General features: G+C 32.2%; 22 protein-coding genes. 1 reads left to right on the forward strand and 21 read right to left on the reverse strand.

Features of this window, described 5'->3' with window-relative positions; all coding sequences use genetic code 11:
• Window positions 1-29: 29 nt before the first annotated feature.
• The 20 genes from J3R86_RS05815 to cmk all read right to left on the reverse strand — a co-directional run bounded on the left by J3R86_RS05815 (window position 30) and on the right by cmk (window position 19,551).
• Complete coding sequence (locus tag J3R86_RS05815) at window positions 30-1,001, reverse strand: biotin--[acetyl-CoA-carboxylase] ligase (RefSeq protein WP_207516478.1); 972 nt, start codon at window positions 999-1,001, stop codon at window positions 30-32.
• On the reverse strand, window positions 988-2,190 hold the full coding sequence (locus tag J3R86_RS05820) for a CCA tRNA nucleotidyltransferase (protein WP_207516479.1): 1,203 nt from the start codon (window positions 2,188-2,190) through the stop codon (window positions 988-990). Before J3R86_RS05820 ends, J3R86_RS05815 begins: the two co-directional genes overlap by 14 nt.
• Window positions 2,191-2,194: 4 nt before the next feature.
• Window positions 2,195-3,337, reverse strand: coding sequence for an N-acetyl-alpha-D-glucosaminyl L-malate synthase BshA (bshA, locus tag J3R86_RS05825; RefSeq protein WP_207516480.1), 1,143 nt, complete (start codon window positions 3,335-3,337; stop codon window positions 2,195-2,197).
• A gap of 26 nt (window positions 3,338-3,363) precedes the next feature.
• Entirely contained in the window at window positions 3,364-3,681 is a 318-nt protein-coding gene (locus J3R86_RS05830; RefSeq protein WP_207516481.1) for a nucleotide pyrophosphohydrolase, read from the reverse strand.
• Window positions 3,682-4,085: 404 nt separating this feature from the next.
• Window positions 4,086-4,766: a zinc metallopeptidase gene (locus J3R86_RS05835; RefSeq protein WP_040801705.1), complete on the reverse strand. Its 681-nt coding sequence runs from the start codon at window positions 4,764-4,766 to the stop codon at window positions 4,086-4,088.
• 66 nt (window positions 4,767-4,832) lie between these two features.
• Window positions 4,833-5,426, reverse strand: coding sequence for a DUF1405 domain-containing protein (locus J3R86_RS05840; RefSeq protein WP_207516482.1), 594 nt, complete (start codon window positions 5,424-5,426; stop codon window positions 4,833-4,835).
• 2 nt (window positions 5,427-5,428) lie between these two features.
• Window positions 5,429-5,980 carry a YpiB family protein gene (locus J3R86_RS05845; RefSeq protein WP_207516483.1) on the reverse strand — a complete coding sequence of 184 codons (552 nt, stop codon included), beginning with the start codon at window positions 5,978-5,980 and terminating at the stop codon, window positions 5,429-5,431.
• Window positions 5,981-5,992: 12 nt separating this feature from the next.
• Window positions 5,993-7,237 carry a tetratricopeptide repeat protein gene (locus J3R86_RS05850; RefSeq protein ID WP_207516484.1) on the reverse strand — a complete coding sequence of 415 codons (1,245 nt, stop codon included), beginning with the start codon at window positions 7,235-7,237 and terminating at the stop codon, window positions 5,993-5,995.
• A 6-nt stretch (window positions 7,238-7,243) separates the two neighbouring features.
• Window positions 7,244-8,548: a 3-phosphoshikimate 1-carboxyvinyltransferase gene (gene aroA, locus J3R86_RS05855; protein ID WP_207516485.1), complete on the reverse strand. Its 1,305-nt coding sequence runs from the start codon at window positions 8,546-8,548 to the stop codon at window positions 7,244-7,246.
• Window positions 8,549-8,557: 9 nt separating this feature from the next.
• Entirely contained in the window at window positions 8,558-9,622 is a 1,065-nt protein-coding gene (gene aroB, locus J3R86_RS05860; RefSeq protein WP_207516486.1) for a 3-dehydroquinate synthase, read from the reverse strand.
• A 23-nt stretch (window positions 9,623-9,645) separates the two neighbouring features.
• Entirely contained in the window at window positions 9,646-10,812 is a 1,167-nt protein-coding gene (gene aroC, locus J3R86_RS05865) for a chorismate synthase (RefSeq protein ID WP_207516487.1), read from the reverse strand.
• A 276-nt stretch (window positions 10,813-11,088) separates the two neighbouring features.
• The gene (ndk, locus tag J3R86_RS05870) at window positions 11,089-11,538 is read right to left on the reverse strand and encodes a nucleoside-diphosphate kinase (protein ID WP_207516488.1); all 450 of its coding nucleotides are present in this window, start codon (window positions 11,536-11,538) and stop codon (window positions 11,089-11,091) included.
• Window positions 11,539-11,638: 100 nt separating this feature from the next.
• A complete protein-coding gene (locus tag J3R86_RS05875) occupies window positions 11,639-12,598 on the reverse strand; it encodes a polyprenyl synthetase family protein (protein ID WP_207516489.1) in 960 nt (319 codons plus the stop codon).
• Between the two features lies 1 nt (window position 12,599).
• Window positions 12,600-13,325 carry a demethylmenaquinone methyltransferase gene (locus J3R86_RS05880; RefSeq protein WP_207516490.1) on the reverse strand — a complete coding sequence of 242 codons (726 nt, stop codon included), beginning with the start codon at window positions 13,323-13,325 and terminating at the stop codon, window positions 12,600-12,602.
• A 2-nt stretch (window positions 13,326-13,327) separates the two neighbouring features.
• Complete coding sequence (locus tag J3R86_RS05885) at window positions 13,328-13,900, reverse strand: heptaprenyl pyrophosphate synthase subunit A (protein WP_207516491.1); 573 nt, start codon at window positions 13,898-13,900, stop codon at window positions 13,328-13,330.
• Between the two features lie 508 nt (window positions 13,901-14,408).
• Window positions 14,409-14,681 carry an HU family DNA-binding protein gene (locus J3R86_RS05890; RefSeq protein ID WP_001043863.1) on the reverse strand — a complete coding sequence of 91 codons (273 nt, stop codon included), beginning with the start codon at window positions 14,679-14,681 and terminating at the stop codon, window positions 14,409-14,411.
• Window positions 14,682-14,848: 167 nt separating this feature from the next.
• Entirely contained in the window at window positions 14,849-15,847 is a 999-nt protein-coding gene (locus J3R86_RS05895; RefSeq protein ID WP_207516492.1) for an NAD(P)H-dependent glycerol-3-phosphate dehydrogenase, read from the reverse strand.
• 17 nt (window positions 15,848-15,864) lie between these two features.
• Window positions 15,865-17,175 (reverse strand): ribosome biogenesis GTPase Der, encoded by a 1,311-nt coding sequence (der, locus tag J3R86_RS05900; RefSeq protein ID WP_207516493.1) that lies wholly within the window; start codon window positions 17,173-17,175, stop codon window positions 15,865-15,867.
• Window positions 17,176-17,321: 146 nt separating this feature from the next.
• A complete protein-coding gene (gene rpsA / locus J3R86_RS05905) occupies window positions 17,322-18,497 on the reverse strand; it encodes a 30S ribosomal protein S1 (RefSeq protein ID WP_207516494.1) in 1,176 nt (391 codons plus the stop codon).
• Between the two features lie 391 nt (window positions 18,498-18,888).
• Window positions 18,889-19,551, reverse strand: coding sequence for a (d)CMP kinase (gene cmk / locus J3R86_RS05910; RefSeq protein ID WP_207516495.1), 663 nt, complete (start codon window positions 19,549-19,551; stop codon window positions 18,889-18,891).
• A gap of 75 nt (window positions 19,552-19,626) precedes the next feature.
• Between cmk and J3R86_RS05915 the strand changes: the two genes are divergently transcribed.
• Window positions 19,627-20,595 (forward strand): asparaginase, encoded by a 969-nt coding sequence (locus J3R86_RS05915; RefSeq protein ID WP_207516496.1) that lies wholly within the window; start codon window positions 19,627-19,629, stop codon window positions 20,593-20,595.
• A 56-nt stretch (window positions 20,596-20,651) separates the two neighbouring features.
• Here the strand turns inward: J3R86_RS05915 and ypdA are convergent, their stop codons facing one another.
• Entirely contained in the window at window positions 20,652-21,638 is a 987-nt protein-coding gene (gene ypdA / locus J3R86_RS05920; RefSeq protein ID WP_207516497.1) for a bacillithiol disulfide reductase YpdA, read from the reverse strand.
• Window positions 21,639-21,870 lie beyond the last annotated feature (232 nt).

The raw sequence follows: 21,870 nt of genomic DNA on the forward strand, positions 1-21,870 counted from the left end.
AGCTATCTCTCCTTGAGTTGACCTATACATTAAAATTCTATATCTGCACTAATTAATTGATGCGTCTTTCCATCATTATCTTGAACGATTAAATAGCCTTCTTCATCAATATCAACTGCTTGACCTTCAAATTGTTGGTCACTTTCAGTAAATGTCAATGTTCTATTCCATATGTTAGAGGCATTTTTATACTCATCGCGTATATCTGAAAATGGTAAAGTTAAAAACTGACGATAGCGATATTCGATATTGTGCAACAATGTTTGTAACAAATGATATCTATTGATGTCATCTGTGTTATGCAATTGAATACTTGTTGCTCTATGTTTAATATTATCGCTAAAATCATCTTGTTGTTGGGTCATATTAATGCCAATACCACAAATAATTGCTTCAATACCATCATGGTTTGCTACCATTTCTGTTAAAAAACCACATACTTTACCTTGCTCAATATAAATATCATTCGGCCATTTTATTTTAACTGGATCAATAGTAAAGTTTTGAATGGCATCTCTTATACCTAATGCAATAAATAAATTAAATTTAGATATCATCGAAAATGGGACTTTAGGTCTTAAGACTAATGACATCCATAATCCTTGGCCTTTTATAGAACTCCAATAGCGTTTAAAACGTCCTCTACCTTGTGTTTGCTCATCACTTAAGACAAAGAAGTGCTGATCATTACCTACTAGCGACTTTTTCGCTGCGAGCTGTGTTGAATCTATTGTGTCATACACTTCACAAAAATCAAATAAATCTGATGTAGCTGTCATTTCAGCAACAATACCTGGATACCATTGGTTTGGTAATGCTTTAAGTATATGTCCTTTATGATTTACTGACTCAATATCGCAACCTTGTGCTTTTAATTGATCAATGACTTTTTTGACGGCTGTTCTTGAAATATCTAGTTGCTCAGCGATTTTTTGTCCAGAAATATAATCAGGTTGACTATGGTAAAGTAATTGTAAAACTTGTTGACTATATTTTGACATGATTATCCACCCATTTCAAAATTTCCCTTTCATTATTTTCAACTTTATTCGTTATAATTGCACATTCAATTTGTCTTAAGACTTCCTTAATCCAAGGACCACTTGATTTTGTTAAATGTGACATCAAAGTACCGCCATTAACAGCCATTTCTTGACGTTGTTGTATCGGTAATAAACGTTCAATTTCAGCTACTGATTGCTGATTAACAATTAGTGGTTGTGCTGTTGCAAGTTCATTTGCTGTAAGTATATCTCGACTATTAATAACCACTTTAATCAGTTGCACATCATAATCATAGACAACTAATTTTAATTGGTCTTTAGTACTAATCTGTGGCAACATTTCAATCAACTTAACATATTGTTGAATTGTTTTTATTTGTAGATTACTTAGTTTAAGCTGTTTCAAGCTGTCACTTTGCGGTTGTTGTGCCAACACAATGGCAATAAATAACTCAAGAGATATTGGCTCTGTTATTCTAATGTTATCCATCTTAAAATTTTTAAAAAATGGAATGTAGTCAAAGGCTCGTAGTTCAATCATATTTTGAAAACTGACTGCCACATTAGCACCAGTTATTAATTTAGTTAGCTCAGTAATAATGCGTTCAATAGACAGATAACTAATATCTGGCATTTGTTGTGACATTGCTTTATAAGTAGTAGGCGCTATACCGAAAGTCAATTGTGATTGAAAACGTAAGCAACGAATCATTCTAAGTGCATCTTCTTCAAAACGTTCATTAGCATTACCAACCGTTCGAATTAGCCTTTGCTTAATATCTTCTTGCCCATTAAAATAATCATAAAGTTGATAATGTTGATCCATTGCAATGGCATTCATAGTAAAATCTCGGCGTTGTAAATCTTTATATAAATCACGGACAAAAGTAACATTACTTGGTCTTCTATGATCAATATAGTCTTCTTCAGCTCTAAACGTCGTTATCTCGTAATTGTTATGATCAACGACAACATTGATGGTGCCGTGCTCTTTTCCAATGGGAATAGTATGACTAAAAATATTCTCAATTTCATCAGGTGTTGCACTCGTTGTGATGTCAATGTCATGAATATTTCTACCCATAATATGGTCTCTAACTGAGCCACCAACAAAAAAAGCTTCATAACCTTGATTTGTTATTTCAGTTAAAATTGGTTTGGCTTGTTCAAATAATTGAGTATCCATCTTTTTACTCACTTTCCAACTTACTATCTTGTGTCAACATTTGTTCATAATAATACTCATATCGATCAGTAATTAATTCCGAACCAAAACGTTCAGTAATATCTTGTAACATGTTTTGCTGCAATCGTCGATATAACGCATCATCTTGAAGTAATTTGATTGCATATTCACTGGCTTTATCACTATCACCAATATCAACGATAAATCCAGTTTCCTCATGTTTAATGACCTCTTTGATACCACCAGCATTTGAACCTATTGGAACGACACCTGTTTTCATTGCTTCTAATAATGTAAGGCCGAAACTTTCTTTTTCACTTAATAATAAAACTAAATCAGCCATTTGATAAAATTCACTTACACAATCTTGTTTTCCTAAGAACAATACTTGATCTTCGATACCTAATTCTTTCGTCTTTTGTCGCATTGGTATTAATTCTGGTCCATCACCTAACAGCACTAGCTTACTTGGAATTTGTTGATGTACTTTAGCAAATGTTTCAATGATAGTATCAATACGTTTAACTTGTCTAAAATTTGAAACGTGTATTAGTACTTTCTCATGTGAATCAATACCATATTGTGCTTTTAATTCTTCATTATGTTTAGTAGGAAATTCTTTTTCACGAACAAAATTATATATCGGAATGATTTCTTTATCAGTGTCAATGATAGCATGTGTTTCGTCAGCTAGTGATTGACTTACGCTTGTTACTAGATCACTTTTTTCGATACCAAATTTAATAGCACCTTGTAATGAGTGATCATATCCTAATACTGTAATATCAGTACCATGTAATGTTGTCATAATTTTAATATCTCTTCCAGACATTTCTCGTGCTAAAATACCACAAATTGCGTGTGGAACTGCGTAATGCATATGTAAAATATCTAGATCATATTCTTTGATAACTTCTGATATTTTAGTACTTAACGTAATATCATACGGCGGATATTGAAATACTGCATATTGATTAACTTCAACTTGATGAAATATCATATTTGGTAACGGTTTTCTAATCCTAAATGGAATATTTGAAGTTATAAAATGTATTTCATGTCCTCTTTCTGCAAGTTTAATTCCTAATTTAGTTGCTATAATACCTGATCCACCCATGGACGGGTAACACGTTATACCTATTTTCATTAATAAACCCATCCTTTCTATCTTTATTATTTACGTTCAAATCTATTTTTATCTCGTGCGTTATATTTATTCATTGTGTCATTAAAGCTTTCAGTCATATCTATTCCCATTGAGTTTGCTAAACACAATAACACAAATAAGTTATCTCCTAATTCTGCTTTAATCGTATTATCTTCTTCTGAATCTTTTTTCTTTTTTTCACCGTATGTATGATTAATTTCTCGTGCTAACTCGCCGACTTCTTCAGTAAGACAAGCTAAATTGGCTAACGGAGAAAAATAACCAGCTTTAAATTGTCCAATATAGTCATCTACTTCTCGTTGCATATCTTCCATAGATTTCATAGCGTCATTCTCCTTTATTTCATGTCTTATATAGTATATATCAATTTAGTTATACATGCATGCGTTGCGCAATATAGCATGTATTAACGGCATATATCTATCGTTATTTTCAAATATTATATTTAATAATAATATTTATATTACTTCAGTGCTAAGTAAATTTATAATATTATTTGATTTATTGCTAACCATTTGAACTGAGTCTCAAGCTAACTTTTAACTATATGTACTATTTTGAATTATTGAATCAACCTATTGAAAATAATTTAAAAGTATTCTTTTCCTTTGATTCGTTATAGTGTCATAGTATAGTTATAAATCTCTAACAAAATTAAAAAAACTAGCAATGTTCATTTAAATGAACATTGCTAGTTTAAGTTATTTTACAATGAATTGTCTTTTGTTTATTCGCTTGAACGTGCCCATAAAATGATACGTACAAGTTCTGCTACTGCTACTGCTGTTGCAGCTACATATGTCATTGCAGCAGCTGAAAGCACTTTACGTGCATGTTTGTATTCTTTTTCGTTAACAATATTTAATGATGTGATTTGTTTCATTGCTCTAGAACTTGCATTAAATTCGACTGGTAGTGTCACAATTGAGAATAATACTGCAAGTGACATTAATCCAGCACCAATCCATAATGCTGTTGAACCAAAAGCACTACCCATCACAGTTAAGACCATACCAAGCATAATTACGATATAGCTTAATGAACTACCTAAATTCGCTACTGGAACTAAAGCAGCTCTAAATCTTAAGAACCAATAACCTTGGTGATCTTGAATCGCGTGACCAACTTCGTGGGCTGCAATTGCAGTACCAGCAACTGATGGTCGATCATAGTTTGCAGGAGATAGACAAACAACTTTATTTTTAGGATCGTAATGATCTGTTAAAAAGCCGTCACCTTTGACCACATCGACATCATAGATGCCATTTGCATGTAGGATTTCTAATGCAACTTCACGACCCGTTTTTCCACTTGTGGATCTAACTTGTGAATATTTTTCATAGTTAGATTTAACTTTATGTTGTGCCCACAACGGAATTACCATTAATATTACGAAATATATTATCATAGAAAATATTGAAGACAATAAACTCACTCTCCTTTATAAATATTTTACTGGCATTTATGAATTTAATCAAATCATATACTCTTTGAATATATTTTTTAAATTGATGAATAAAAGGATTGCACCTAAACTTAAAGCAACTGTAATTAGACCTATTTGCCACAAATGATGTGCTATAAAATCATAGTACGGAAATTGTAAATGAACATAATCAATATAATCATTTAACAATACGAAAACGATAGCAATCCCTAATGCTAATGTTGATTGCGTCATTCTCGGATAAAAATACAATGCTTGTAAAGCCATAAATGCATGGGACAATAATAACATGATTCCAGTTAAAGTGATATCATGATGCACTATGAACAAAATAATATTCATAATCACTGCCCAGACACCATATTTCACTAGCATAATAAAAGCTAATGTATCAATGAGACTATTATGTTTATTCATCAACATAAGTAAAATTGAAATAGATAAAAATAACGATGCTGTAGGACTATCTGGGACAAAAATTAAAAAATACCAAGGAGTCTGTTGTAACTGACTACCATACCATATATAACCATAAATGGTGCCTAATATATTGCCTACTAATAATAACAATAGCCATGTACGATTATAAAGTGATAGTGACCATAATTCCTTAAATGTCATCGCTATTGTCCTCCGTTATCTTTGGCTTTTATTATATTTAGTATTCGTGTTAATTGATAGAAACGATGTTCTTCATTCATTTGCAAACTAAGATCAATATTATCCAAAATACGTTCAATTAATAAACTTTGTTTCACTTGATTTAAAGACATTGATTGTAAGTCATGTAAATATAAATCGTACTTAGGTGATTCAGTTAATTGAGCAATAATAATATCATCAAGACGACGTTCTTTGGACGTTTGATTTGAAAAATGAATTTGTATATCAAATGCTTTATCAGTATGACTAATATAATCAAATATTTCATTGGTATTAAGTAATGTTATATTATCCTTAGTAAATCGAATTGCAGAAGCATTACTACCCGCTTCTGCAATCTCTAATGTTTCATGTCCAGCTACTTTATCTTTTACAAAATGAATTTGACGCGTTAATTGCTCACTAGCTTTAATAAAGTTTAAAGTCCATATGGCGATACGTGATTTAAATTGATAATGAAATAATAAATATTCCATAAAACTTTGTTTCATTTTAACGAGTGTCTCTGTCATACAATACTTCCTTTATGATTGTATTCTCATTAATTCATCGTGCCATGTTTCATTACTAGAATCAAGTTCAAGTAATTTATTCAAGACAGTTAACGCTTCATCTTTATGACCTATCTCAATTAAATAGAAATAATAGTCACTCATAAAGTCAATATTCGTATTCAATGTTGGATAAGCTAATTCGAAGAAATGTTGTGATTCTTTATCTCGCTCTTCTTGACCGTAGGCAAATGCTAAATGCCACATAAACGTTGGATCTAAGTCTTCTTCGTCTACAAATGTTAATAAATTAATGATTTCGTCATAATCTTCTTCATTACGGTATAAATCACTTAACATTAACAGAGGTTCTTGGTAGGCGTTATCTACTTCCAGCGCTTGTTTCAATAACATCACACCTTCATTAGCATCTCCATGTTCAATTTCAAGACTTCCAGTGCTATACATTAATTCTTTGTAAAATTGACTTAAGCGTAAGCCTTCTTTACCTGTTTCAATTGCATCCGCAAAGTTTTTATCATTTTCATATAATGATTGTAAATAAAGATATCCTTGAATATAGTCAGGATCTTTTGATAATAATGACGTCATAATTTTAATAGCTTCTTGAGTTAAATCATTTTTATCATATGCGATAGCTTTTTTGAAATAATCTTCAGATGTCATTTCATCCTCGCTAATTTCATCAAACAAACGAATCGCATCACTATAATTCCCGCTTTGTAGACTACAATCAGCCATACGTGAAAATAAGTTGACACCATTAACTTGATATTCCCCAGTTTCTAACACTGTTTCATATTCAGTTGTAGCTCGTAAGTATTGACCGTCATAATATAAAATTTCAGCCAATGCAAAATGAATAATAGGATCATTAGGTTCGATTTCGATAGCTTGTTGCAATTTATCAATCGCAACTTCAATCATATTTATTTGTTGATATAAATCAGCTTCAAGCATTAGCTTTTCAGGTGATTGCTCTACATAACTCAAATACTCTAATGCTTCATCCGTTTGATTCTCTGCCATTAATCCTTCAATAAAATAGATTAATAACTCACTTTCATCTGGATATTTATGATATAGCGCTCTAAAGACTTCTAAACCTTGAGGCATTAATCCAAAACTATATAAAGTTTCTCCTAATATAAATAGCGCATCATCATTATCTGTTGTCAATGCTTCATTGACACGCGTATCTAAATTGTCTAATTTCTGTAGATTGATATCGTCTATAAGTTTATAGATATCTTCCATTTGAATTTATCCCTCATTTTCTTTTTGTAAAAACTGTAATTTTGGTAAAAATCCTGGAAATGATACGTTAACAGCGTCAAACTGTTTAATCGTTACCGGATCACTTGATAGTAATGATGCGACTGCTAGCATCATACCTATACGATGATCAGTTAAACTGTCGACAACTGCATTCGTTTTAAATTCAGAAGGATGAATAATCAAACCATCGTTGGTTGGTTGAATATCAAAACCAAGTAAATTTAACATGTCTGCTGTCGTATCAATTCTATTTGTTTCTTTCACTTTTAATTCATCAGCATCTTTAATTATAGTTGTTCCAGTTGCTTGCGTACACAATAAAGCTATAACCGGTAACTCATCGATTGCTCTAGGTACCAAGTCACCTTCAATCGTCATCGGAGTTAAATTAGGTGTATATTGAACTCTAATAGAAGCAGTTGGTTCCGCTCCATGTGTAACATTCAATAATTCAATATTACCATTCATTTGACGTACGATATCTATAATACCTGAACGCGTCTCATTGATTCCAACATTATGAATTGTGATATCGCTATTGGGTGTTATCAAGGCAGCAACAATGAAAAATGCTGCTGACGAAATATCTCCAGGTACATGGAAATCTGCTGCTTTAATATGTTGAATGGCATTTGCTGTAGTTGTTATCGTATCTCCATGAACCGTAATAGGAATATTAAAATGTTGAAACATCGTCTCAGTATGGTTACGACTAATATCTAATTCGGTGACAATAGATGGTTGGTGTGAAAATAAACTTGCAAATAATATCGCACTTTTCACTTGAGCACTTGCAACTTCCATTTGATAATTTATACCATTAATTTCACTCGGTCTAATAATTAATGGGGTATAATTACCATCCACACCTTCGATATTAGCATGCATCATTTTCAATGGTTTAATCACTCTATCCATCGGGCGTTTACCTATAGATTCATCTCCTGAAAGTACACTTTCAATACCTAGACCACTTAACAAACCTGCAAGTAATCTCGTAGTTGTTCCTGAATTACCTGTATATAATACTTGATGCGGTGTCGTAAACGCTGCATATCCAGGAGAATCTATGACTATGTTGTCTTCATTTTCTGTAATTTCAACACCTAGTAAACGAAATATGTTCATTGTTCGCTTGCAATCTTCACCTAATAATGGCTCATAAATCGTTGAGACACCTTTAGCTAACGACGCTAACATAATGGCACGATGTGTCATTGATTTATCTCCTGGAACTTCAATTTCTCCTCTTAAAGGTCCATTAATAACAATTTGTTGTTCATTTACCAATAATTCCACCTACTTAAAATAAGATTGCAATTCGCAAAATGCATCATGTATAACTGATTCTTCAACATGTTGCACAGCTATATCATTAAATTGTTTAATAAGTACCATTTGCACGCCTTGGACATCATTCTTTTTATCTCGTAACATATATTGATATAACGTTTCAAAATCAAAATCTTTTATCATTGTTAATGGATAACCTAACGCTAAGAAATAATCAATATAATGTTTAATATCATGACCAGAATCAAATAACTGATTCGCAACAATGAATTGATAAATTATTCCAATCATCACTGCATGGCCATGCGGAATTTTATGTTGGTACTCTACTGCGTGACCAAACGTATGTCCTAAATTTAAATGTTTACGTACACCATGTTCTTTTTCATCTGACACTACGATATTTAGCTTCGTTTTAATACCATTTATTATAAATTGATCTATCCCAGCTAACTGTGATAATGACTGTTGTGAATCAAAATGTTGTTCAATTTGTAATGTAGCTTGTTGACCATTTAGAAGTGCATGTTTATATACTTCGGCATAACCACTCAACACTTCTTCATATGGTAAAGTTTGTAAAAAGTTTAAATCATATATAACTGCTGTGGGTCTATAGAAGGCGCCAATTAAGTTCTTACCTTGTTTAGAGTTGATTCCAACTTTGCCACCTACGCTTGAATCATGTGCAAGTATTGTTGTTGGCACTTGAATAAAAGCAACCCCACGAAGTAAAGAAGCAGCTACATACCCAGCAAAATCACCTGTAGCACCTCCACCAATTGCAACAATCGCAGTATTTCTCGTAATACTGTGGGATAAAATAAATTCTAGTGTCTCTTCAAACTGTTTAAATGTTTTTGTTTGTTCTCCTGCTGGGATAATTACTTTATGAATATGCTGTAACTTTGATAAATCATTTAATTTATCAGCAAAAAGTTGATTGACGTGTTCATCTACTAAGATAAATGTTTGATCATAATTAGCCACAAAACGATTTAACTGTTGAATAGCACCATGTTCTACAATGATTGGATAATTGTTTGTAGGATACGTTGTTTGTAATTTCATAGTCATACCTCAATCTTTACAAATTAAAATTCTATATTTAATTGTCTGCGTTCTTTGATTTGTTGTTGTAGTTGATCCATGTGATTTGATTGAAATTCTTCTAACAATGCTTTAGCAATTTCAAAGGCTACGACATGTTCACAAACGATACTTGCAGCTGGAACCGCACAACTATCAGAACGTTCAATTGTTGCTTTAAAGTCTTCTTTAGTATTAATGTCTACAGAATTTAGTGGTTTATAAAGTGTAGGTATTGGTTTCATTACGCCATTAACAATAATAGGCATACCATTAGACATACCACCTTCAAAGCCACCTAAGTGGTTTGACCCTCTATAATAACCTATTTCACTGTTATACAAGATTTCATCTTGAATTTCACTACCTGGTTTTTCAGCAGCTTTAAAACCTTCTCCAAAGCTAACTCCTTTAAAAGCATTAATACTAACGACACCTTGTGCAATTCTGCCATCTAGTTTACGGTCATAATGTACATAACTACCTACGCCAACAGGCATATTATCAACGACTACTTGTACAACACCACCGATTGAATCACCATCTTTTTTAGCTTGATCAATTTTATCTCTAATTGATTGTGCAATAGTGTCATCAATAACACGTACATCATTTTGATCTAAATGTGCTTTAAAAGTTTCACTATCATAAAAGTCTTTATCTTTAATACCACCAATTTCAACTACACGGCTATATACATCAATATTAAGTTGTTCTAACATTAATTTACATAAAGCACCAACTGCTACTCTGGCAGCTGTTTCTCTTGCAGATGAACGTTCTAATACATTTCTTAAATCGCGATGATTATATTTCATTCCTCCGATTAAATCTGCATGTCCTGGGCGTGGTTTAGTAATTGTTCGTTTCATCGCTTCACGTTCTTCGTCACTAATCGGTGCAACACCCATGATTTTTCTCCAATGTGAAAAGTCATCATTAGTTACTACCATAGTAATTGGGCTACCAAGTGTATAACCATTTCTTACACCTGAGACAATTTCAACCGTATCTTTCTCAATTTGCATACGTCTACCTCGACCATAGCCACCTTGTCTTTTAAACATTTCTTTATTAATATCCTCAGCCTTAATAGCAAGATTAGCTGGAACACCTTCTATAATTACTGTTAATTGCGGTCCATGTGATTCACCTGAAGTCAGATATCTCATATACACTCGCTCCTTTCTACAATTCCACGGTTTCTATACAATATGTTGTTAATATTATCATATTCACAGTATTTTCATAACTGTTTGCAATTCAACAATGATATTAACAATTGATGTTACTCCTAATATCAGAATTATCTAAATTTTGAATAGTTATTACAATTATAATATAAAAATTGCTATGAACATATATCGTTTTTTATTTATGTACAGAAAAAAGTTGAGACAAACGAATAATTTATCTCAACTTTTGCTTTATCATATTTTAAATTTTATTTATTCATATAACCAAGTATCTCTTGGTGAATCGTAACTAGTGATTTCTTCTTCGTTAAACCATAAACTAATTTCTCGTTGAGCCGATTCAACTGAATCAGAACCATGAATAATATTTCTACCTACTGTTAATCCAAAATCTCCTCTAATTGAACCCGGAGCCGCTTCGGAAGGATTAGTACTACCAATAATATGTCGAGACACTGCGACAGCATCTTCCCCTTCAACTACCATTGCAAATACTGGTGCTGATGTTATAAAAGAAACTAAATCATTATAAAACGGCTTACTTTTATGTTCGCCATAATGCGTTTCTGCCAATGACATAGGTACTTGCATTAATTTACCACCAACTAATTTAAGTCCTTTTCGTTCAATTCTAGATAACACTTCACCAATCATGTTTCGTTGTACTGCATCTGGTTTAATCATTAAAAATGTTCGTTCCACTTTATGTATCCCCCTGTGTTTAAATAATAATAGCAAGTTATGTATATTACTATTCTATAGTACCAGGTTAGTAAAGCGCTTTCAATACTTTTTACATGACTTAAGTATTTCTAGATCCCATTTTTTTAGTTAATGATTTTAATAAAGATTTACCTTGTGAATCTGGAAGTTCTTCAATTAAGTTTAATGCTTTTGTTAAGTATTTACTACTTACCTCTTTTGCTTCATTTATACTGTCAGATTGACGAATAATTTGCACGCAATCTTCAAATTGATTAACATCACTCGTTGGCGTTAATTGCTCAATTTTTTCTTTGAATGCATTATTTTTACGCATCTCTAGTAATACTGGTAATGTAATATGACCATTCATTAAGTCACTGCCGACCGGTTTACCTAATTTCTTTTCCGTACTTGTGAAATCAAGTACATCGTCAATGATTTGATAACTCATACCAATGTAATGACCAATTAATTTCAATTTACGCACAGTTTCTACGTCTGCTTGAGACGTTATCGCCCCAACTTCTGTTGATAATTGAATTAATAATGCTGTCTTACGATTAATTCTTCTTAAATAATTAGTAATCGTTTGATGGTGATTAAATTGATCTTGGAATTGAAATAACTCACCGCGACAAACATTTACGATAGATTGTGAAATTAATTGATGTACACGATTATCTTTAACTGCCATTAAATGTTCTAAACCTAATGCTAAAAGAAAATTTCCTGTTAAAATAGCTGTTGTTTGGTCCCATTTTTTAGAGATAGTTAATTTACCACGGCGTTTATCACTTTTATCGATGACATCATCATGAACTAAAGTTGCCATATGAATTAATTCTAAGGCCACAGCAACTTGATACGTTTCTTCAGATGTTTCTTGATCTTTACCAAATTGACTACTCAATATCACAAATGCAGGTCTCACACGTTTACCACCAGATGATAACAAATGTAAAGAAGATTGTTGTAAAACGTGGTCTTTACTTTTAATTGCCGCTTCAAGACGTTTTTCTACTTTTTTTATTTCACTATTCATGTTTAACTTTGCCACGTTAATCACCTTTGGTAGTATCTTTTTCTTTATAGCCAAGGTGCATTGCAGCAACGCCACCTGTAAAGCTACGAACTTTTATATTTGTAAAACCGGCTTGCTCAAACATTCTCTTTAATTGTTCTTTACCAGGAAAATTAAATGTTGATTGCTGTAACCATTCATATTCATCTTTTGATTTAGCAAATAATTTACCAAAAACTGGCATCACAAATTTAAAATATAGTGCATACACTTGTTTAAAAACTGGTAAAGTAGGTTGACTAGTCTCAAGACAAACTACCATACCTCCTGGTTTCAAGACACGATTCATTTCTTTTAATGCAACTAGGTATTCAGGTACGTTACGTAAACCAAAACCGATTGTCACATAATCGAATGAGTTATCTTCAAAAGGTAAGTCCATGGCATCACCGTGTACTAAATTGACATTTTCCATATCTGCTGTTTTTTCTTTACCTACAGCCAACATATTTTCACTAAAATCTAGTCCTGTGACTTCCCCAGTGGGACCAACTGCTTTACTTAAAGCAATAGTCCAATCTGCAGTACCACAGCAAACATCTAATGCTGATGCACCTTTTTGAACATTCATTTCTTTCATGACGCGTTTTCTCCACACTTTGTGTTGTTCAAAACTAATGATATTGTTTAATCGATCATATTTATTAGAAATATTTTGAAATACGCGATGTACTTGTTCTTTATTTGCTTTATTGTCAGCCATGCTTAATTACCTCTACTTTTCAAATAACTTTTTTGGATGGTGCTTAAGTATTCCTTAACTTCACTTTGTTTATATTCTTTGAAGTATGATGGATAGTAATCTGACATATCTTCAAACAAATAGTTATAGATTGTTGTTTCATCTTCAATAATACCAAAATGGCTAATTGTTATATAAGGAAATACTGTTTCTATCTTAATAATTGCTTGCATGATTTCTTCACGATTTAATACTTGTTGATGTAGTGATGATTTTAATTCATTCACTTCTACTATAGCTTTACTAATTTTATATTGAAAATTAGAGTCGTCTATTTCTGCCAATAGCGTATAAAAATGGGCACTAAGTAAATCTCCTATCAAAATAGAATGTTTAGATAGTTGATTATAAGTTACATCGTCAAGATGTCTCATTGAAGTGTCAATTGTGAGGCATGCCAATTTAGCAACGTCTGGGATGTCATAGTTATCTAATAATTGACCTAAACGTTGATTCATACGTATTGGTTCATAATCATTAACACCCTTCAAACGTTCTTCTATTTGCTTGTCTAATTTGCTGATAGTTGTTTCCATGTCTACACCTCACGTTATTATCACTATTCATATTAACATTATATGTCACAAATTAAAATATTTTGAAACATATATATTACTTAATATTTTCATGAAAATAAATGGCATTTACTTTTGCAATAGCTAGTTTTTTTAATCATATTATATTTTCTGTGATAACAATGACACTAAAATAAATTACTATTAGATTATAGCATTCATTCATTATCTATCTGCTTTGTTAGCTCAATATAGCGATGGGAGTAAGACAAAAATAATTATTTTGTAGTTATTATGTCGTAATCCCACCACTCCGACAAGACTGACTAGAATGATAAAACATTGTTTTTCAACATTGTATCAGTACGACAATTATGACCAATCACTACAAACTCATTATCGATTCCTTTTTTATAAGACCCATTTGTTTATTGGATAATCAAACTCCATATCCATACAATATTCTGTGAATGTCAAAGTTAAAAGGACAAAATAAAAAGCCCTTAAACAAGGGCTTTTTTAAGTAAAATTATTTTACAGCATCTTTTAATGCTTTACCAGCTTTGAATGCTGGAACTTTACTTGCTGGGATATCAATTTCTTTACCAGTTTGAGGGTTACGACCTTTACGAGCAGCACGCTCACGTACCTCAAAGTTACCGAAACCAATTAATTGTACTTTTTCACCTTTAGCAAGTGAGTTTTGGATTGATTCGAATACAGCGTCTACTGCTGAACCAGCTTCTTTTTTAGTTAAATCAGCTTGTTCTGCTACTGCATTGATTAAATCTGTTTTGTTCATTAGACATACACCTCCTGAGGTTTAATAATGATATTATATCATTATGCTAAAACTTTAACACATGCCTTGTATAAATCGCAATCATTTATATAGCAAAAACGTTGAATTTAAGCCATTTCTATAAATAAATTGTTATAAAAAAGCAATTATGTGTAATAATTCCCTTTTTATTCAGCTTTTTTGTCACGCTCCATTAGTTCTTTAACACACTCTTTAACAGAAATATTTTCAAATAGGACGCGATATAATGCATTTGTGATTGGCATATCGACATGTTGTTCCTTTGCTAAATGATAGACAGAATTAGTTGTATATACCCCTTCAACGACCATATTCATTTCTGCTAATGCTTGTTCCATTGATTCACCTTGGCCTAATTTATATCCTAGCGTATAGTTTCTTGAATGTGTTGAAGTACATGTAACAATTAAATCACCTATACCGCCTAAACCAAGGAAAGTCATCGGATCTGCACCTAATTTTTCACCTAAACGACTGATTTCAGCCAATCCCCGTGTCATTAATGCTGCTTTAGCATTATCTCCGAAACCAATACCTGCAACAATACCACTTGCTACTGCAATAATATTTTTCAATGCACCACCTAATTCTACGCCCACTAAATCATTATTAGTATAGACTCTTAAATAATCATTCATGAATAAGTCTTGAATTAAATGACTGATTTGTTCATCTTTAGAAGATGCAGCTACAGTTGTTGGTTGCTTAACGACTACTTCTTCAGCATGGCTAGGTCCTGATAATACTCCAATACCTGCATTATGTTCTGGGGACACTGAATCTTCTATCATTTCTGATACTCGTTTAAACGTTTCATTTTCAATTCCTTTAGCCACGTGAATAAATGTCTTTTTAGAAGTTAATTTACTATCAATTAAAGTCGTAACTTCTCTCATTGCTTTTGTTGGTAAGGCCATTAAATAAATATCGGCAAAATTAATTGCTTGATCCATATCTGTAATAGCCGTAATTGCTTGATTCAACTTAGCATATTTTAAATACTTTTTATTCATATGATGTAAATTTAATTCATCAACACTTTGTTGATTTTTACCCCACATCAGCACATCATGACCATTCTCAGCCAACACATTTGCTAAGGCTGTACCGAAGCTTCCCATACCAAATACTGTTACTTTAGTCATTATTCTACCCCCGTTTATTAGTTTCTTTTTCTTGCAATTAAATGAATTGGTGTTCCTTCAAAACCAAACGCCGCTCTGATTTGGTTTTCCAAATATCTTTTATATGAAAAATGCATTAATTCCACATCATTCACAAAAATCACAAATGTAGGCGGTTCTATCGCAACTTGTGTAGCGTAGAAAACATTTAATCGTCTTCCTTTATCTGTCGGTGTAGGATTCATTGAGATAGCGTCTGTGATAACTTCATTTAAAGTTGAACTTTGAACACGTTTTTTATGATTTTCACTTGCCTCATTAATATAAGGGAATAATGTTCTTAATCTAGTACCCTCTTTGGCAGAAACAAATGCAATTTGCGCATAATCTAAAAATTGGAATTCTTTTCGTACTTCATCTTCAAACTTTTTCATTGTTTTACTATTTTTTTCGACTGTATCCCACTTATTAACTACAATTACAACTGCCTTACCTTGCTCATGTGCATAACCTGCAACACGCTTATCCTGTTCAATAATGCCTTGTTCAGCATCAATAACTACTAATACAACATTTGAGCGTTCAATAGCTTTTAAAGCACGTAATACTGAATATTTTTCAGTAGATTCATAAACTTTACCTTTCTTACGCATACCAGCTGTATCAATTAGAACATAGTCTTGGCCATCGTATGAATACTCAGTATCGACAGCATCTCTTGTTGTGCCTGCTACATTTGACACAATGACTCTTTCTTCGCCTAATATAGCGTTAACCAAGCTAGATTTCCCAACATTAGGACGACCAATAATTGATAATCTTATTGTATCATCATCGTAAGGGTCTTCTTGCTCTTCACCAAAATGTTCTACAACAGCATCTAATAAATCTCCTAGACCTAAACCGTGTGAACCTGAAATTGGATATGGTTCTCCAAAGCCTAATGAATAAAAATCATAAATATCATTACGCATTTCCATATTATCTACTTTATTTACAGCTAATACGACCGGCTTTTTAGATTTGTATAAAATTTGAGCAACCATTTCATCACTTTGTGTTAAACCTTCACGCACATTCACCATAAATATAATGACATCAGCTTCTTCGATTGCTATTTCAGCTTGCGCTCTAATTTGGGTTTGAAAAGGTGCATCACCAATTTCTATACCGCCTGTATCTATAATATTAAATTCATGTGTTAACCATTCACCAGATGAGTAAATACGGTCCCTTGTTACACCTGGTGTATCTTCAACGATTGAAACACGTTCTCCAACTACTCTATTAAAAATTGTAGATTTCCCCACATTGGGTTTACCTACAATTGCTACTACAGGTTTAGTCATAAACTAACTTCCTCTCTTTCTTATATCTTTTTAATTTTATCACATGACCGTTGTTAATCAAACTGTGTATATCATTAAACAAATTTTTACAGAAAAATACTCCGCACGTATATTTTACGCACGGAGTATTATAGTCAGCTTAAATATTATAATTTAAGATTTTTAAGTTTGTCTCCAAACATATCACCAATAGTTGGATTATCTTCATCTTCATTATCTAAATATGCTTGAGTTGTTGAAGGATCGCTTTCGATGACATCTTCATTTGGTAATGTAGCTTTGATTGATAATGATACACGCTCATTTTCTTCATCAATACCAAGAATTTTTACGCTCACTTGTTGTCCTGGTTCTAATACTTCACTAGGTGCACCAATATGTTTATGTGCAATTTCAGAAATATGCACTAAACCTTGAACGCCTGGTGCGATTTCAACAAAAGCGCCGAAATTAGCAAGTCTTACTACAACACCTTCAATAACATCATCTTCATGGAATTGTCCTTTGATATTATCAAATGGCGTAGGTAACGTATCTTTAATTGATAATGATACACGTTCAGTATCTTTATCTATAGATTTAATTTTAACTTTGACTTCTTGACCAACGGATACAACTTCTTCTGGTGATTTAACATGTTCATGAGATAATTCTGAAACATGTACTAAACCATCAACTCCGCCTATATCAACGAAAGCACCAAATTGTGTTAAACGAGCAACTTTACCGTCAATAACATCGCCTTCATTTAATGAATCTAATAATTCAGCTTTCTTAGCTTCATTTTCAATTTGTTCTACTGCTTTACGGCTTAAAATGACTCTATTATTTGCTGGGTCCAATTCTTCTACTTTAATACGAATTGTTTGTCCATCAAATACAGAGAAATCTTCAATGAAGTCTGTAGAGATTAATGATGCTGGAACAAAACCTCTTTGACCAACGTCTACAACTAAGCCACCTTTAACTACTTCAGTAACAGCAGCCTCAATAATTTCATCATTATCTAATTTTTGTTGTAAGTACTCGTAAGACTTTTCTGTTTCTAATTGTCTGCGAGACAAAATGTAAGCACCAGAATCATTTTCTTCATCGAACTCTATTTTTGTGACATAAGCTTCTACTTCGTCACCTTCTTTAACAACCTCAGTTGGGCTGTCAATATGATGTGTTGAAAGTTGACTTATTGGTATAATACCATTAAATTTGCCACCATTGATGTGAACAACAACTTGTTTATCTTCAACTTGTTGTACTTCACCAGTGACTTTGTCACCTTCCTTAATATCATTAATCATTGATTCATTGAATTCTTCAGTCATCTTGATTGCCTCCTTATACACTACATATTTATAACATCTTATAAACTGACAGAATTGTCAAGAAATTCTATCTACATTAGCATTATCAAATTCACAATGTCCATAAATATGTCACCTAATTACCACCATATTGTTAATGTCCATGCTCAGTTTGAAATTAATGTTGTCATAAATAGTCAACTTTATACATTTTGTATATAAAGTTTGTCTAAAAATTTTATTTATTCTATTAAGATGCTACGTATCTATCTTTACATATACTATTATAGTAAAAAATTATACTTTTATAAAACAAAAAGCCATGAGATTAATAAAAATCTAATAAGCTATTCTTATAACCTATTGATCTCTCATGACTTAATGATTCAATGTCATTTAATTGTTTCTTGCTTTAATCTGCAATTTCTTTAACAAGTGCTAAAATTTCTGCTGTGACTTGTTCAATTGACTTTCCAGTGGTATCTAATGTGATTGCATCGTCAGCTTTTTTCAATGGAGAAATTTCTCTGTTCATATCATAGTGATCTCTGTCAGCAATTTCTTTTTTCAAACCTTCAAAATTTGATTCTATACCTCTTAGATTGTTATCTTTAAGTCTACGTTCTGCGCGTTCTTCAACAGATGCTATCATGTATACTTTTAAGTCTGCATCTAGTAACACAACCGTACCAACATCTCGACCATCCATAACAATACCTTTTTCAGCTGCCAATTCTTTTTGCTTTTTAACAGCAAAGGTACGAACTGGCTCTTTAGACGCTACGTAAGAAACGTGTTGTGTAACATCGTTTTCACGAAGATAATCCGTAACATCCTCATTATCAAGAATGATACATTGACCTTTATCTTTTTTATAGACTAATTCTAATGTCGTGTAATTAACAAGCTTAGAAAAATCTTCAGTCTTATTTAATTTCAAATATTTATAAGTTATGGCTCTATACATTGCGCCAGTATCTACATAAATCATTGATAATTCACTTGCCACTCTCTTAGCTATTGTACTCTTTCCTGCAGCTGCCGGCCCATCAATTGCAATATTAATCGCTCTCATGCTCTATTTCCCTTCCTTGTTGTTTTATGAATAATATTTTATCATAATTAAGTAAATGAAATAAGGAGGAAATCTATGAAACATCTACTTGTTATTCATACAGGTGGCACAATCAGTATGTCACAAGATCAATCAAATAAAGTTGTAACTAATGATATTAATCCAATATCATTACATGAAGATATCATTAAACAATATGCTCAAGTAGACGAATTGAGTCCTTTTAATATTCCTTCTCCACATATAACTATTAACCATGTAAATGACTTAAAAAATATAATTTTACAATATGCTAATACAAAACAATATGATGGTTTTGTGATTACTCATGGCACCGATACATTAGAAGAAACGGCTTATTTATTAGACTTATTAATAGACATTCATTTACCTATTGTCATCACAGGTGCTATGCGTTCGTCTAATGAAATTGGTGCTGATGGTTTGTATAATTATATTTCAGCAATTCGGGTTGCTTCTGATGCCAAAGCACAAAATAAAGGTGTGATGGTGGTATTTAATGATGAAATACATACCGCTCGCAATGTTACTAAAACTCATACATCAAATACTAATACATTTCAAAGTCCTAACCATGGACCGCTTGGGGTATTAACTAAAGATCGTGTTCAGTTTCATCATTCACCATATCTTGAAGCTTCATACCCTGACATAAATGACAGGCTAAATGTCCCTTTAGTTAAAGCTTATATGGGATTATCTAGTGATATTTTTGACTTTTATAGTACTCAAGGCGTTGATGGTATGATTATTGAAGCTTTAGGACAAGGTAATTTACCTCCAAGTTGTTTAAAAGGACTGACACAGCTTGTACAACAAAATGTACCAATTGTCTTAGTATCCAGATCCTTTAATGGTATTGTCAGCCCGTTATATGCCTATGAAGGTGGTGGCTATCAGTTAGCCAAACAAGGTCTGATATTTTCCAATGGTTTAAATGGACCAAAAGCAAGATTAAAATTATTAGTCAGTATTAGTAATGGTCTTGACTACCAACAAATTAAAACATATTTCGAAGCATAATTAAAAAACCGAGATATTAACTTTATCGTTAGCATCTCGGTTTAATTTATGACATTCTATGATTCTAGTGGTGTTTGTTTTTTACTTAATATACTTTGAGCTATGATACCACCATGGAATTTACCATTTTCAATAAAAATAGTATTCGCATCATTACCAGCTGCAATCACACCTGCGATATAACAATTATCTATATTTGTTTCGTAAGTTTCTTTATTGTAGACAGGCGCAGTGCCAAATTCATTCGTATTAATATCGATACCTATTGATTGTAAAAAGTCATAATCAGGGTGATAGCCAATCATAGCAAAGACATAATCATTTGCTATTGTCTTACTTTCACCATTCACTTCATAAGTAACAGTATCTTCTGTAATTTGAGTCACATTCGCATTGAATTCCATAGCAATTTTTTCATGTTTAACTAACGCTGTAAAATTAGGTAAAATCCATGGTTTGATTGCTGAAGGGTAATCACTACCTCTATAAAGAACTGTCACATTCGCACCAGCTTTTTCTAATTCTAAGGCTGCATCTACTGCAGAGTTTTTACCGCCAATGATCACAACGTTTTGATCAAAATATGGATGTGCTTCTTTGAAATAGTGGAATACTTTTGGTAATTCAGCACCTTCAACTTCTAATTGATTATGTTGACCATAATAACCAGTAGCAATTGTTAAGAAACGACATTCATAAACATCTTTAGTTGTAGTAATAGTAAACTTGTTATCCATTTTCTTAACTGTTAAGACTTCTTCAAAGGCATTGATTCTCAATTGATGTTGTTTAACAACTTCACGATAATAAACGAGTGCTTGATTTCTTCTAGGTTTACTTTCTTCAACTATGAATGGAATATCTCCAATACTTAATTTATCACTTGAAGAAAAGAATGTTTGATGTGTTGGATAATTATAAATTGATTCAACAACATTTCCTTTTTCGATAACTAAGGTTTCAATACCTTTTCTTTTTTGTTCAATGGCCGCACTTAATCCGCATGGCCCTCCACCAATAATAATACTTTCTACTTTTTGCATTGTTTCGGCCTCCTTTAATCCCAAATAATTATAACAGTTTGTATCTGTGTTAGCTAAGACTGTGCTTGATTATTTATGATAAATTCATGACATTTTATTTATTCTATTCTAATTAGCTTACCTTAATAACCAAAAATAATATTAATTGTAATAAGACAACTATAAAATATTTTTATGTTTAACTTCTTTAACAATTAGATTTTCTACTATCTTGATAGCTGGAAAATCTTAT

It is taken from the genome of Staphylococcus simiae (genome assembly GCF_017357005.1).
GTDB classification, from domain to species: domain Bacteria; phylum Bacillota; class Bacilli; order Staphylococcales; family Staphylococcaceae; genus Staphylococcus; species Staphylococcus simiae_A.